Raw genomic sequence first — 14,300 nt, forward strand, 5'->3', positions numbered from 1 at the left:
TCCTTCTCGGATTTAATTATCCGATTCATTTATTATTTTTAGTCCCATTGTGGGATGTACAACTATATCCTCCGGATCATGTGCTTCTATCGGTTCTTCTGGATAGAGTCCCATGTTTGAACTTGCCCGGATTGTCTCCGACTCTGTAATATCCTGCTTATCTGATACAACAAAAAACCATGTGTTTTCCGGTGGCGATTCAGGAACAATCTCCCCTTTTTGTACCACAACGATATTACTCTTGTTCCGCATCTGCGCATCAAATTCCGATTTCAGAACGTAAACGCCATCGATCTGAAGATTTACCGCATCTACAGATACTACCACTACATAAATGCTGATCTCATTTTGTATGGGGCGCCCATCAAACACAGGGATATAAACCGGACACGTTGCGCTTTTCTGATAACAAAACAGTACTTCTTCTCCGTCCGAACTTGAAGCATACACATTGATCAGGTTGAAATAATACTCCTGCTTAAAATCGTAATTGTCTGTTACTGCCCGGATCTGTATCGTAGTCGCATCATATTCTGACACGGATACAATATCAATCGTATGCGTCAGCTCTCCACCAGAACGTTCCGTATCCGCAACCAGTTCAATTCTTGTAAACCGGATTTGTTTACCGTTTGCGATCGCGTCCATGATCAACGCGTTGCCTTTTTCTGTATAATTCATCATTACTGTCACCCTATCTCAATATAATTTTTGACGGACATTGCAGCGCCGATGTATACTTTCCCTTCCAGAGCATTGCACAACGCATAATTGTCCAGTGATGTGCTGTCCTTTACTTTTCGTACTTCTTTGACGAGCACACCAATATTTACTGGATGTTCCGATTCATTTCGAACCCCTACTCGCAAAAGAAACTGTGACCATTTATCCGGATAGCCGAGATCTGGATACCATAGATGCTCCACATCTTCATAGCCTAGTGTTTTCGCGGCTAGGATAATCCCTGCTTTAGTGCCGCCAAGAGCTTCCACTTCATCCTGCAACGCGATCCGGCTACGAAACGCCTCATCGTCCTCTTCCGGATAGCGGTATATTCCTCGATCCTGCGCGTAATACTGTAGCATGTCCGCGTTACAGGTCACTACTGATGTTTGATCTAATGCATGCTCCAACTCAGCTTGCACCTTGTCGTATTCGTCACCGATTACTTTGAAAAATATGTACCACTGATTTTTTGTTTTCTTCAGTCGCTTAAATGGAGATGGCAACAGATAATACAGGTAATCCCTGAATTTTTCAAACATACTCATTCCCCCATCAACTGATATTTTTCACAGTAATCTGAATATCTCCTGCTACGATTACGCTGCCTTTGTCGGCAATAACGTCTGCTGCTGGAACTGTAATATCCGTTTTTTTGTATCCTTGGATTGTAGATATCAGCTTCCCAATGATCGCGTCACGATAAAGTGTATTTAACTCCTTTCGCTTACTTACATCCATCAAATCCATGATCGCAGCACGGATCTGCTCCTCGTATCCGGTTATGCCGATACCGCTTTCGATATATACAGTCAATTCAAAATCCTGCTTAACAGATTCCGCAGATTTAACAAGATAGTCCCCGTAGCTGCCTTCCATCTCTTTGATTGCTTCTTCAACCTTTTGGATCAGTGTTTCGTCTGCGGTTCCTTCGGCACCAGTGATAATAATATCCACCGTCCCCTCGCCTCTCGGCGCTTGGCTGTCAATGTCTGCTGTTACCACCCCGCTGATGGATTCCACAATACTTTTTAGTTTCCGATCCGGATTCAGACGCGCATTTTCCGCCCGGCTGTTTAAGCAACGCTGCCGCAGGGACTCAATTGCTTCGATTTCCGTACCGCTTTCAACGATCCATCCTTCCTCGTTTCTCACGCGGTCGTATCCATCAATATACACAAGCGTTTCACAAATTGCCCCTGGCTCCACATTGTAGGCAGCTCCCGGCTGCTCTGCTTCAACGATTACTTTGTATTCGCTGACTCCTTCGGGCATCACGGTATCTTCGGCTGCATAAAATGTGTAATATGTCCCATCGGTATTTCTGGACGTAACAAACGGATGCCCCTTTTTAATTTTTACAGGATAACTGTAATCACGCCGGTATACTGTCACATACCCTTTTGCCGGTATACCCTCCTTGCGGTATTTTGCGTAATCCGCAGCACGGATCTCCACCCACTCCTCCGGGCAATGTACCATAAACGCCGAATTAACAATCTGAACACCTAACTGCTTCAGCTGCAGCAATCCATGTACAACAATCCGCAGAAGCGTATAGAAGACGCCACCCTTGGAAAAATTTGTTATCACAAATCCATTTTCTGTCAGCTTTTCCTGCAATTCTTCCATGTATTCTGCTTCATTCGGTACGTGTATGATCTTCTCCATAACGTTATCCGGTATCATGTGATATAAATCTCCTTCCCGTCTGATTGAATATCAATATTGACATTCTGACCATCAGATTCCTGAAACTGGACATGTGCAGCCCATATGCTGTCTGTTGATGCCGCCATTGTCAGGCTAATAGATCCATCGTCAATGTATTCCCGTTTCGTCATCTTTCCGATGATCTGTGCACTGATTTCTTCTTTGAAAGCTTCATCCTGTTCTGCATTAAGGTAATCTGTCAAGCTGTATCCATACGCCTGCATCCCTTCCTGATCTTCCCAAAGCAATTCGCCTTCATCCGTAAGCATCTCGATCCATATATCCTGCATCCAACAGTTCATACCACTGCACAACACACAGTCTCCATTATTGTCCGGTATCGGCTGCCCGTATCGATCCAGCCGGATATCAACATCATCAGTCCCTGCCAGTCTCATCCATACCACCGCCCCACAATATAAGGATAGATTCCAGAAACAAACTGTATCACAACGACATCCCCCTTCTGATAAACCTGTTCAGATATCAGGTTCGGAAGTTCTGTATTGTCCTCCAATACTCTTACTGTATAGCAGTGGTAGTGACCGGCTTCCCCTTGCTGCTGCACGCTTGTAACCCTTGCGATCATACTGTGCATCTTATCCATCGCCGGATAATCTGTTTTCAGCAGTTCCCTAACGATTTTTTTGACAAAAGTATTGAGATCACCCATCATTTATCTCCCTAAATTTGATCCACATATCAATGCCACTTTCATCACCCTCTATCGTACAGGCGATGATTTGTACCGCTCCCGTATATTCCTCACACGCCAACTGTACCACCTGTCTTGGATGGATCCCCGGAACAGGTATAATCTCCGCCGTCCAAATGTCTCCATTTTTATCAATATCTAAAATGTTGTCATCAGCTAATTGATAGTAGCCATCCTGATCGGACTGCACACCATAATAGGCACATCTGTTTTGCATATAAAAGATAATGTCTGCCTGATAGACGGCATTCAGTTGGCGCAGGGCATCCTGATAAGATGCTGCGTCAATCCGGAAGTTTTTTCTGCGTCCATAGTCCACATCTGTCATCTGATATTTACGGACACCAAACACTGTGAGCAGATAACGCGCCGCTTCCTGCAGCGTAGCGTTTAGGAAAAACGCTGATATATGCTCTGCTGAAGTTTCTTCAGCGCCTTTGATAATCAATGTCCCCTCAGAGGTAAATGTTCCACGCCCGGATACAAGTAGTTCATAGCCTGCATCGTTTCCAAGCTCCATCGCATAACTGTCAGCCGGATTATCTTTCAAAAACTGTATCAATTCTTCTGATAGTGATAGCCGCGCCCACGCTGGCACGTCTGTATCATCTGCTTGATACTTGACATCAAATCCTCCAGTAACTTGATACTCCCCGCAGGTCAAGCGGAACTCTAACCCTTCCAGATTTATTTCCATTTATCCTCACTTCTTTACCAACTTTTTCGCCTTCTTTTTAGCATCCGACTTACTTTTCATGTTTTTTGCCGGACTCTTATCGGCATTCTTCTTAGACTTTGATTTTTTCTTCTTCTTCGCTTCTGCCTGCTGTTTCTTTGTGCGTACTACCTTAAGCCCAGCAATTGCCGGAGCCACAAATGACAGCGTACACACCGCCCAGCTTTGCGACTCCTCTTTGGTGGTGCTGATCCCGTTAAAATATGCCTCTGTAATTCCGTGCGCATTGATCTCCGCCGCAGTGAGCTTATATTTCTTCTGTTTTTTCTGCCCCGACCGTTTAAATAAACGCTGCACAAACCGAATCATATTTTCCAGATCATACTTCTTATTTTCTTCAATAAATAAATCAATCTCAACCCGAGCCGCCTCATATCCAGTCGGCTGGTTCGATACCTTTTTCTTGCCTTTTTTCTTATCTTCCAGCTTCCCTTCTTCAGAAATCCGGATACTTCTTATAATGCCGGGAAGGTAATCCTTCCCGACTTTTATATGCTTGTCCTGAATGTAGATCATCCCGACCTCCTACGCTACCTGTGGCTCTCCATCCGGAGATTCCAACTCATCCAGCAGATTCTTAAGCTTTTTCAAACTGTCGATGGACTCAATATCAACGTGCATGTGTACTTCATATTTGTTGTATGTAGTCCCACTAGAGCGCTTCGATACTGCTTCCTTGCTTAGTGATTTACGCGATTCCCGCTTATCGAACTTATTCTCTACCACTGCGGATACGACATCTTTCATCTTTCCCCACAGCGTATCAAGAGGAAGAATCGCCTCATCTCCAGCCTCTCCGCCGACCATGCCATTTCTGCCGTTAATTCCGAACAGTGTGGGGCGCGTCATAATGCCGCCACGTGCATAGTAGCTGACGCCAAAGTTTGGTACCCTTGCGGTTGCGTCACCAGATCCCACCGTTTGATAAGATACCGTCACATGCGGTAACTTCGGTGCCGGCACTGTTACCGATATGCCTGCAAATGCATTTTGCACCGCCGCCGCAGACTGATTCGCTGCTGATGTAACTGTAGATTTTACGCTCGACATACCAGATGTAACGGATGATCGGATCCGATCTACGCCCGAAGTCCACGCAGTTTCCATTGCGCTGACACTTCCCTGCGTCGTTTCCTGTGCAGCTGTCACAGATGTTCCTACTGTTCCTGCTGCTTGTACGATGCCATCCGTGTTTATCGCAAGCAAATCTGTGTTGATACCCTGCGGGGCTGCCGTCGACAATGCCTGACTAATCGCATCCTGCGCTTCTTCTGCTACACCGGCTGCTGATGCTTCCATACCTGCACCGACAGAATTCATGATATTTTCCATCGACATTCCTGCTGTGCTGTCCAATGCAGCCTGCACGTTCACACCGCCAAGCTGTACTCCGTCTGCAAATGCCTCCATGCCTTCCAGTCCACTAATCTGATACTTGCTTGCATCAAACGTGATTTCCGGAGCTTCGACTGCAGACAATGTTGTTGGTATCGGTGATTCAGGCAGATTGTAATCCGTTACTGTTTTCGGCGTAACCGTTTCTGTTTTCGGTGTGGAAGACGTTACTGTTTCAACAACTTCCTCATCCTTCCCACCTCCAGACAGCCAATCGGTAAATTTACCCCATGCACCTTTGACCGTATCAACCAAATTCTGGAACCCTTTCATGAATCCGTCCTTAATCCCGTTTATAAGATCTCCGCCCACTTTGAGCCAGTCAATACTAAGGATAGCGTCACCAATTGACGAAAACAGATCCGGAATCATACCAAGCAGCATCGGTATAGCCTCAAGGATACCACTCGCGATATTTCCGACGATACTCAATCCACCAGAGATCAGATTCGGAAGCAGCTGCGCAAGCCCTGTCAGAAGAGATGCGATCAGAGATACTCCAGCCGCTGCAATCGACGGCAGATTCTGCACAATCCCTGACAGCAAGCTCAATACAAGCTGTATACCTGATTGAATAACTGCAGGTAAGGACTGAATGATGCCGTTGAGTACCATGACTACCATCTGCACACCTGCAGTCAGGATCCTCGGCAATCCGGATATAATCATTGTCAGAAATCCGTTGATCGTTTCCGCTGCCGCTGCGGTAATCCCCGGCATCTGTTGTGCAATTCCGGATACCAGTGACACGATGATGTGTCCACCTGACAGCAACACATCCGGCAATCCGCTTATTATGCCGCTGATCAGACTGGTAAGAAGATCCAGACCAAATTGCAGGAATCCGGGCAGATAGTTTCCGATCGCAGTCAAGGCATTACCGATAAATCCGCTGATTGCGCCAAAAACGTTGCTAAATATCCCCTGTAACTTGGATACATCTCCCCCGCATACTTCGAACAACGCGATCAGCCCAACGACGGCTGCTGCAATCAGGGCAAATGGTCCTAGTGCTGCCAAAAATCCGCCTGCACTAAACGCTGTTTTTACGCCTGCAACGATGCCGCCCAATCCACTAAATACACGCCCGACCGTGCCGATCACAGCGACCAGCGCTCCTGCAGCCATCAAAAAGATCCCTAAATACATCACGATGTGCATGATGGATGCCACCGTTTCCTGATTTGAGGCTACCCAGTCGCTGCCTTTCTGGATAGCTGCGGATACAACTTCCAGCGCGCTATTCACAGTAGGCAATAATCCTCTTCCCAGTTCTTCTGTAGCATTATGGATTTGCTGTTTCAAGACCGTAAATTTGCCCTCTGGCGTATTGTTGATCGCATTCGCCATATCCTCGGTAACGCCAACGCCCTCAGACATGGATGTGTGCAAATCGTCAATCCCTGTCTTTAGTTGATCCGTATTCTGATACAGCAGGTCGATCAGCGCAATCGCTTCGTCGGTTCCAAACGCTTCCTTCAGCTGTTGTTTCTCTACCGCATCAAGCGTATCGCCATACTTTCCACGCAGCGTTTCAAGTATATCCGGCATTGATAACAACTGATTATTCGTATCCAGAAATGTGAGTCCTAGCTTCTCTCCCGCACTGGCAGCAGTATTCAGGAATGATTTATACTTCGTGGCTGCTTCTGATCCGGACATGGTCGTCTGGAGCTGACCGAGGATTGCAAGCTGTTCTTCCAGCGGCACCTGTGCGTTTGTAGCGGTTGCTCCCAACATGCTGATTGCATCTGCCATACCGTCTCCGCTGGTCTTATACAGCTTTACTGCTGTAGCAATCCCTGCGGAAAACATCTCGCCAAACTCCAGATCCGACATATCATCATAGAATCCTTTATAGATTCCATAACCCGTTGCAAACAGGGATCCCATCGTTTCTGTCGTTGATTTCGTTGCCTTTCCGGTAAGCGCTGCCAACTCTGTAAACTGTGCAACACCCTCATCGGTCAAGGATGCGATACCTGATTTAATATCGTAAGATGCCGTTATAAAATCAGCCTTTGTCGTCCCTGCCCAGGTGTCCGAAAAATCCTTTGCAGCAGTCTCGATCGCCTGCAGGTCCTGCACTCCAAGCGATGCAATCTCTCCCAGCGCATTTTGCGTATCAAACGTTGCCGTGACTGCTGCTCCGCAGGCGGATACGATTCCGGTACCTACACCTGTCATGGCAGCTCCAGCCTTTTGCATCGCGGCAAACGACTGTGTTATGGTACCGACGGATCCATTTACTTTCCCGACTTTGTCTGTCAGGCGGTCTACCATATCAAGGACAAGGGATACCTTAAAAACACTGTCCATTCCCATCCCTTATCCCTCCTCTGAGAACAGAAGGTTCATCGCATTGACAAACCCAGCCTTTATATCATCCTGATACATTTTCCGGGCTTTCCGTGCCGATGCAAGCAGCCTGTAAAATTCCCCAAGTGTTACATGCTCCAAATCCGGAATCATCTCATCTGGCAGATACTTACAGATCAGGAGCCGTCCTGTATCGTACAGGCTGCTTTCTATTTCTTCTTCCGCCTCATCGATCCGTTCTTCGACGGATTTTACAGGCGGCGCACCGTCGTCGTTTTCGATAAACCCAGCATATACAGCAATTTCTCGCCAAGGCTGATGCCCATTGCCGGAAACTCATTGAGCAGCTTCTCCAGGTCTTTGCGCTGCTCCGTGCAAATATTGTCCAGCACAAATGTCCTCATTGCCTTCGAGCTGGATACCGATGCCGTTTTTACGTAGCGGTCATACGATGCCGCTTTTGGTTCTGCGAAAAGAAATTCCATCGTCCGATCCATGTCATCGTCCTGAGACAGATTTGTCGTGACAATATACATCTTGCCGCGCATCCCCTGATCTGCGTACTTTTTGCACAGATCTTCAAATGTTTCCACCTGTTCCGTTACCGGAGCGACCGGACTCTGCTGTACATATCCTGTCCCCTGTTGTTCTGTTTTTGACATTTTTTCTGATAAAATTTCCTGATCTTCAAAATAACCCATTTCCGTATCCTCCTTATGCGTTTACTCCATCAATACAGATACCGCCCATCGCGATACCCTCAAGACTGATCGTTGTGGACTTGTCGCCCTGCTTGCCGCCAAAACCGCCACGTTTGGTAAATGTTACGTTTGTCAGTACGTCCGTACAGGTCGTTGCCCCTACGTCCGCATACGATACCGTGATCTTCGGGATCACGATCTTATAAAATCCTCCCTGACTCCGGTACGCATCAACAAGTGTGTTGTAATCTTCGCGCAGCATCTCCAGTTTTACGGAGTTGCTCTTATTCCCAGTGCCAAATCCGCGCGGATTACCGCCGCGCCCGTATACCAGCTCCTTATCCTGACTATCCTCGTAGTCGATGGATGTCGGCTCGATGTTCTGGCAGCCGGACAGCGCAATCGTGATCGATGACCAGTCATATACCTTTCCGTTTACAATTTGCTTTCTTGCCATGTTACCCTCCTAAGATACTGCCCCTGCCATAAAGGTCAGGGATACCACATTTGCATACGCCCGCGGCTTATAGCTTACCCGTACTGGGATCTTCTGGTCTGTCAGCAGACTCTCCGGATCCAGCAATACTGCCTGTCCGCTGCTGATGATCTGGTCTTTGATCGCATCCTCAACCGGGATGTTAAGATCCGCCTGCACCGGCGCTGCCTCGGTTTCAATTTCTGATGCATTAAAATCTGCTTTCAGCCATTCCGTTGCTCTCTTGTATACCTCTCTTACCAGCCTGTACATAACACGCGCATGCTCGATGGTCGCAAAGTCACTGCTTTCCGGTGCGCAGGTGTTGGAGCTTGCAAGATACCATGCATCCCTGCCTGGATATCGACGCAGCGCAATATACCGTGCTGCATCCAGCTCCTCGTACATATCCTCAATACCAGCCGGCACAAGTTCCTGTACCTTGCTCTCGCTGATTGCAAAATCACGTACGTACGCAATACTGGTAGACTCTTTCGCCTGCGCGATCATACCCATAATATAGGCTGCCATGTTCGTCACACGTACACGCCCATCCATTCCTTTAAAGCGCGCCCATGTCTGTACTACTGACACGTGACGTCCTGCTGATTTACAGTCTGCCTTGATCGCTTCCACATAATCTGCAGCAGCCTCGTCTTTTCCGGCAATACGCTGCTCGCAGACGATCAGAAGCGGTCGTCCCGCATCCGTCTCCTGCGCCTGTGCCAGTGCTTCCAGTGATGCCCACAGATCCTTGTTGGTTGTTCCTACAATATGCACCGCCTCAATATTTGCATGGCTCTTATAAACACGCTCCACGGCTGCCAAAATCGCCTCATTGCTCGTTGTCGGCGCAGCAACTGTAAACGCATACGTATCTCCGGCAACGAATTTATTCTCCGCTTCTGCCACAAATGCCAGTGTCAGCCCAGTATCCGGGATTTCATAATTCCCCGCCAGCGGCACAGTCATTTCCTCTGATACGCTGTTCCCGCCGTCTGTACTGATGGTAAATGTTGCTTCATTCGTAGCGCCTCCGTCCGCAATCTGTACAACCACGTCATACGCATTGATTCCGGTTCCGGACACCGTTACAGTTCCCTTTCCGGTTCCGGTATGTACTACTTCAGACGGTTTCCCTCCTGTCGTTGCTGCCACCGGATAGCAATACATCTGCTGCGCGCCGCCATCGATGGAATCCATGCAAGCATCTGCAAGCGGCGACTGCCCCAGCAGCTCTCTGATCTGGTCAGTGTCCATCGTATTACGGATCTCAACTGGATCCGTTACTTTTGAGGATATGCCAACCTTAGCGTGTACGCCGCTGAGCAGCTGCTCTCCAATTCCGGAGCCTCCATCCTTAACCTCTACTTCTACCCTTGAAATCATCTTGTCCTCCCGTCTGCTGCCGCTTTCAAAAACTCACGCAGCGCTACATCGAACTCGTTCTCTTCCAGCATCTTATTTTTTGCCCATCCTTGCCTCTGCTTTACGCCTTCCAGATACACACCCGGCACCTGCTTCGCGATCGCCCAATCCTCTGCCGTTTTGCGCAGAACCTGATCCGGCGCTGCTTCCTTCACAGCCTTCGCTGCCATCTCCATCACTCCTTTTCCATTCCAATTTCCGGCGTCCCTACCATATGGCTGGCTGGGACATCCTTATAAATTCCGTATGTGAACGTTACTGGGATTTCTACTGCAATCTTTGCCTTTAAGATACTGTCCTTTTCATCAACCCAGTCTACTTCTCCGGCTTCGACGCCTACCCAGTTTCCATTTCCATCGTCAAATCCCTTGCTTATTTCCTTAAAAAATGCCTCCAGATGTTCTTCCAGATGTTCTTCATCATACTCGGCAATGACAACTGTATAAACGGTCTCCATGTCATACAGTTTCAGCCGGTTCATCGTAACCGCCCCATTATCGAATATTTTTTTTGACTTCGCACGAACCGGCTTGTCACTGCCGCGCAGGATCCCGGCATAATAGCTCCCCTCATCTTCAGACATTTTTTTCAAGCTTTCATATATTGTCCCGGTTATCCCTGATGCTCGCAGAAGATCTTCCAGATACTGTTTCTTTGTCATTTCAGTGCTTCCTCCATCAGATCAATGATCTCTGTACGATCTGCATCAGACAGTCCAAGGAACGGACGTGCCGGAACTTTGATCGTGACCTGTTTTTTGTGATACCACTTTCCGGCGATCCGAAACGCAAGCATCGGTTTGTTTTTAGCCCTAATTATTCTTCCCGGTTCACCAAACTGATGCGTCGCGGCATAAATGGTATTCGTGCCGATTTCTGCGCCTTTCTCTGACGATCTTGCATGGATGGAAGTACGCAGACGGCTGCTGTCCGTCAACGTCTTCCCGCCACCGGATGCCCGAATGGATCGCTTCCATGCTGCTCCATCCGGCGAAGTCTCCGTGTCAAACCGCTCGTCAGTGCTGGTACGCAGCGCTTCCGCTATTGCCGCCATCAGCTCCGCACGGTCAATGCTCCCCAAACGCTGCAATCGGCTCTTATACTCTTCAAACTCACCCTTCATGCTCACACGGATGCCGCTCATGCCATTACCATCCTCTCATCGACTGCCGCGAAAACACACGGTCACTAGACTGGATAGAAAAACCTGCATTTCCCTGTGCATCCGGCAGCGTGTCTCCTGTCCCTCCGGATGTCTGACCGTCTAACTCAACAATGCCTTTGGCAACGTTTGTCAGATACAGGATTGCCGCATTGTAACGGTTCAGGATATTCTTTTCGCGTTCTGACTCGTCAATTCCACGTCTGGAAGCCATGTTGTAGACCGCGATATCTTTTGATAGCTTCCCGATCATCTTCGGTACCCGTTCAAGCGGCACCCTGTACCGCTTGGCAAGGTATCCGTCGATCTCGGAATCTGCATCCTCTACGGCGGTCTGCGCATATGGCATAGCAGCATCACGCAGCTCATCACCGTCCAGACGGCAGTTATCCCCGATCAGGGATCGCAACATATCCGGCTTGATCATATCCAGTACATCTTCTGCCTTGCTGTATGCCATAGCAGCCTCCTATCTCATCAGCCTTTCGCTTCGCCTTTTCCTGTTGATCCATATGCCATCTGCCAGAAACCGTATCCCGCATTCCAGCGACCATCTGTTCCATACAGATACTGTTTCTTCAAGAAGACGTTCGGATCATCATCTTTTGTCAACGCTGTAAACTTCGGCTTTTTGCGCATCTGAAGAATCATCGGCTTAAGTGGCTCATTCGTTGCCAGTAAATACCATGCATCCGGATTTCCAGCCAACTCGCTTACTACTTCAACCTTCGCCAATCCCTTTGTGATATTCGTCTCTGAATTCACGATATCCGCTTCGAGAATTTTTCGTGCTGTCATTTCCAATGCCGGAGGAACAAGAAGTACATTCGGAACCAAGCCAAGAGTTTTTCCTTTGTCTCCCACAAAGGACATGATTGCCGTACGAGCCACAATAAAGCTCTCCTGAGTCAGCTTGTCTGTAGACATATTGCTGTACTCTTTATCCCCAACGAGATGCTCATCTGAGAAAAACGGCTTTCCGTCATAGCAGACTTCGGAAAACCCTGCCTGAAGAAGTTCAAACACTGTTCGATCCGGCGCTGTTGCAGCCTTGGCTCCCATTGTTTCAAAGTTCGGTCTGTAAACGCCATACCTGTCATCTTCCAGTGCTTCACGGTCAATTGCTACCGTAGACTCAAATGTCTTATTCTTGATAGAATAGGTATAAGCACTCAGATTTTTGATGGTACGTTCATCAAGCCATTCTTCCATATCCGGCATCTGTCCAATCCACCCATAATTTTCCTCAGAGGTACTGGACGGTACTTCTGTGGCAATCAGCGGATACTTTGGTTCCTTTGCCGAAAAGCCCTTGTTGTATAACGTTGAAAAGCTTACATCCAGCGCGCGCAGCGCCTGTGCGTTAATAATCATGATTCATTCCTCCTTAAAACATATCAACAGCAACCACGTTGCCTTCTACTGCAAATACTTTTCCGGCTACGCTGGATCCTTCTGCGGTCAGCGTTACGCTGTCCGGTCCAGCAAAATAACACGTCTTTAAGATGTCCGTTTCTTTAATGTCACCAGCGTTACCAAGTACAAACACTCCACGCTGCACACGTACATGGCAAGCTCCATCATCACCGGCGGTATTGTCAACATATTCCTGTGCTGATCCAGCCGCTACCAAATCAGCTGCCTTTGATGCCTTTACTGCATAACCGTCTGCATTCAAGACTACAATGTCACCGTCAATCAACTTCGTTCCCTTTGCAACCGGTACGCGCAAGATACTGCGCCCGGTAAGCTGTTCTCCGATCAATCGTCCCATCACATATCCTCCTTGTAATACTCTTTTACTTCCTCTTCTGAGATTCCTAAGTTTTTCAACACTGTACTATCTAAACCGGACAGACCACTTTTTCCATCTTTTTCTTTCAGCTCTGCACCCGTCAGGTTGTCCATTACCACCACTGCAGGTGCTTTGTCCACAAATGCGGCAAACCCTTCTGGATCCTTCAGCGCATAGCTGTGCGCCCAGTCTTTCTGCGCTGCGGTAATCTTCCCTGCTTTCAGCGCTGCCGTGACCGCCTCATCAGCTGCACGCCCCTCAAGCTGTGCTTTGAGTGCCTGCACTTCTGCCGCAAGAGTGCTGTCTCCATTCTGCAGCTTAACGATTGCAGCCGCTACCTCCTCGGTCTTAGCATCTGCCTTCAAACCTAAAAGTGTCAGGATCGTGCTGTTCGCCACCATAGTCTCCTTATTCGCTACCGGTTCCGTTCCTTCCGGCTTCCTGCCTGCCGCCTGGAGTGCTGCCTCCACCTCATCTTCTGTTGCTGTTTCCGGCAGTCCCAGCAATCTGATCAGTTTTCCTAATTCCATTGTCCGTTCCTCCTCATAATCATCCACGTCAAGGCTGCAGCCCACAAGCGGGAACATGCCATCGATCGCGGGGGTGTTTGTTAACGCTGCTGAATGCAGCGCAATCACTTTTTTGTCATTTTTTCTGGTAATGATCACCGGGGAGAGGTAACGGTATTCCTTATTTTTCAGATACTCAGCACCCTTCGGAGTCCAGTTTACCTTTGCCATGATTGCATCTTCCCCGTTGATCAGCTCCGTGATCCAACCTGCAGCCGGAGCCTGCACATCGTGCAGCGTCTGGTGCTCATAATCGATCACAAGATCTAATCTCCGTCCTAAGAACTGCTTATTGATCATCCGGAACGATTCGTCATCGACGATAAAATCACCCTTCCGAGATTCCACATGTCCTTTCGGTATCACGGCAATCAGATCCGGAACTCCATCCACCGCTTTGGGCGTTAATGCGACCATTACCACGTCATTTTTCTTCTTTTTTTCCATTTCTCCACTTCCTGCGTCTTTCACATCGTTTCTATACGCGTTATAACCGCGTTATTCCGCGTCATTTTGCGTTACAAACCTTTAGCCCTACAATTCCCTACCCTAAATGCATTACCCATTTTT

At 48.1% G+C, this 14,300-nt stretch carries 19 protein-coding genes; all 19 read right to left on the reverse strand.

All coding sequences use genetic code 11. The features are described 5' to 3' along the window. Positions 1 to 12: 12 nt before the first annotated feature. The 19 genes from QOX44_RS03045 to QOX44_RS03135 all read right to left on the reverse strand — a co-directional run bounded on the left by QOX44_RS03045 (position 13) and on the right by QOX44_RS03135 (position 14,177). Positions 13 to 684, reverse strand: coding sequence for a hypothetical protein (locus QOX44_RS03045; RefSeq protein ID WP_283681206.1), 672 nt, complete (start codon positions 682 to 684; stop codon positions 13 to 15). A 5-nt stretch (positions 685 to 689) separates the two neighbouring features. After that, complete coding sequence (locus tag QOX44_RS03050) at positions 690 to 1,265, reverse strand: hypothetical protein (protein ID WP_283681207.1); 576 nt, start codon at positions 1,263 to 1,265, stop codon at positions 690 to 692. A gap of 13 nt (positions 1,266 to 1,278) precedes the next feature. Next, positions 1,279 to 2,412: a baseplate J/gp47 family protein gene (locus QOX44_RS03055; protein ID WP_283681208.1), complete on the reverse strand. Its 1,134-nt coding sequence runs from the start codon at positions 2,410 to 2,412 to the stop codon at positions 1,279 to 1,281. Further along, on the reverse strand, positions 2,409 to 2,834 hold the full coding sequence (locus QOX44_RS03060) for a DUF2634 domain-containing protein (RefSeq protein WP_283681209.1): 426 nt from the start codon (positions 2,832 to 2,834) through the stop codon (positions 2,409 to 2,411). Before QOX44_RS03060 ends, QOX44_RS03055 begins: the two co-directional genes overlap by 4 nt. Then, a complete protein-coding gene (locus tag QOX44_RS03065; protein WP_283681210.1) occupies positions 2,831 to 3,109 on the reverse strand; it encodes a hypothetical protein in 279 nt (92 codons plus the stop codon). Before QOX44_RS03065 ends, QOX44_RS03060 begins: the two co-directional genes overlap by 4 nt. Further along, the gene (locus QOX44_RS03070; protein ID WP_283681211.1) at positions 3,102 to 3,848 is read right to left on the reverse strand and encodes a hypothetical protein; all 747 of its coding nucleotides are present in this window, start codon (positions 3,846 to 3,848) and stop codon (positions 3,102 to 3,104) included. The genes QOX44_RS03065 and QOX44_RS03070 overlap by 8 nt, the downstream gene beginning before the upstream one ends. 6 nt (positions 3,849 to 3,854) lie before the next feature. After that, on the reverse strand, positions 3,855 to 4,403 hold the full coding sequence (locus QOX44_RS03075) for a hypothetical protein (protein ID WP_283681212.1): 549 nt from the start codon (positions 4,401 to 4,403) through the stop codon (positions 3,855 to 3,857). Between the two features lie 9 nt (positions 4,404 to 4,412). After that, complete coding sequence (locus tag QOX44_RS03080; RefSeq protein WP_283681213.1) at positions 4,413 to 7,607, reverse strand: phage tail tape measure protein; 3,195 nt, start codon at positions 7,605 to 7,607, stop codon at positions 4,413 to 4,415. 3 nt (positions 7,608 to 7,610) lie between these two features. After that, positions 7,611 to 7,742, reverse strand: a complete 132-nt coding sequence (locus QOX44_RS03085; RefSeq protein WP_283681214.1) for a hypothetical protein — start codon at positions 7,740 to 7,742, stop codon at positions 7,611 to 7,613. A 110-nt stretch (positions 7,743 to 7,852) separates the two neighbouring features. Further along, positions 7,853 to 8,302, reverse strand: a complete 450-nt coding sequence (locus QOX44_RS03090) for a DUF6848 family protein (protein ID WP_283681215.1) — start codon at positions 8,300 to 8,302, stop codon at positions 7,853 to 7,855. A 13-nt stretch (positions 8,303 to 8,315) separates the two neighbouring features. Beyond that, positions 8,316 to 8,759, reverse strand: a complete 444-nt coding sequence (locus QOX44_RS03095; protein WP_283681216.1) for a hypothetical protein — start codon at positions 8,757 to 8,759, stop codon at positions 8,316 to 8,318. Positions 8,760 to 8,768: 9 nt separating this feature from the next. Then, on the reverse strand, positions 8,769 to 10,166 hold the full coding sequence (locus QOX44_RS03100; protein ID WP_283681217.1) for a DUF2586 family protein: 1,398 nt from the start codon (positions 10,164 to 10,166) through the stop codon (positions 8,769 to 8,771). Continuing rightward, on the reverse strand, positions 10,163 to 10,375 hold the full coding sequence (locus QOX44_RS03105) for a hypothetical protein (RefSeq protein ID WP_283681218.1): 213 nt from the start codon (positions 10,373 to 10,375) through the stop codon (positions 10,163 to 10,165). Before QOX44_RS03105 ends, QOX44_RS03100 begins: the two co-directional genes overlap by 4 nt. Positions 10,376 to 10,380: 5 nt before the next feature. Beyond that, positions 10,381 to 10,866 carry an SON protein gene (locus tag QOX44_RS03110; protein WP_283681219.1) on the reverse strand — a complete coding sequence of 162 codons (486 nt, stop codon included), beginning with the start codon at positions 10,864 to 10,866 and terminating at the stop codon, positions 10,381 to 10,383. Next, positions 10,863 to 11,348 (reverse strand): phage virion morphogenesis protein, encoded by a 486-nt coding sequence (locus QOX44_RS03115; RefSeq protein ID WP_283681220.1) that lies wholly within the window; start codon positions 11,346 to 11,348, stop codon positions 10,863 to 10,865. The genes QOX44_RS03110 and QOX44_RS03115 overlap by 4 nt, the downstream gene beginning before the upstream one ends. Positions 11,349 to 11,352: 4 nt before the next feature. Then, on the reverse strand, positions 11,353 to 11,826 hold the full coding sequence (locus QOX44_RS03120; RefSeq protein ID WP_283681221.1) for a gp436 family protein: 474 nt from the start codon (positions 11,824 to 11,826) through the stop codon (positions 11,353 to 11,355). A gap of 17 nt (positions 11,827 to 11,843) precedes the next feature. Then, the gene (locus QOX44_RS03125; protein ID WP_283681222.1) at positions 11,844 to 12,740 is read right to left on the reverse strand and encodes a Mu-like prophage major head subunit gpT family protein; all 897 of its coding nucleotides are present in this window, start codon (positions 12,738 to 12,740) and stop codon (positions 11,844 to 11,846) included. 13 nt (positions 12,741 to 12,753) lie between these two features. Next, a complete protein-coding gene (locus QOX44_RS03130) occupies positions 12,754 to 13,140 on the reverse strand; it encodes a hypothetical protein (protein WP_283681223.1) in 387 nt (128 codons plus the stop codon). Then, positions 13,140 to 14,177 carry a phage protease gene (locus QOX44_RS03135; RefSeq protein WP_283681224.1) on the reverse strand — a complete coding sequence of 346 codons (1,038 nt, stop codon included), beginning with the start codon at positions 14,175 to 14,177 and terminating at the stop codon, positions 13,140 to 13,142. Before QOX44_RS03135 ends, QOX44_RS03130 begins: the two co-directional genes overlap by 1 nt. Positions 14,178 to 14,300: the final 123 nt, after the last annotated feature.

Source organism: Parablautia sp. Marseille-Q6255 (genome assembly GCF_951230155.1).
GTDB lineage: Bacteria > Bacillota > Clostridia > Lachnospirales > Lachnospiraceae > Choladousia.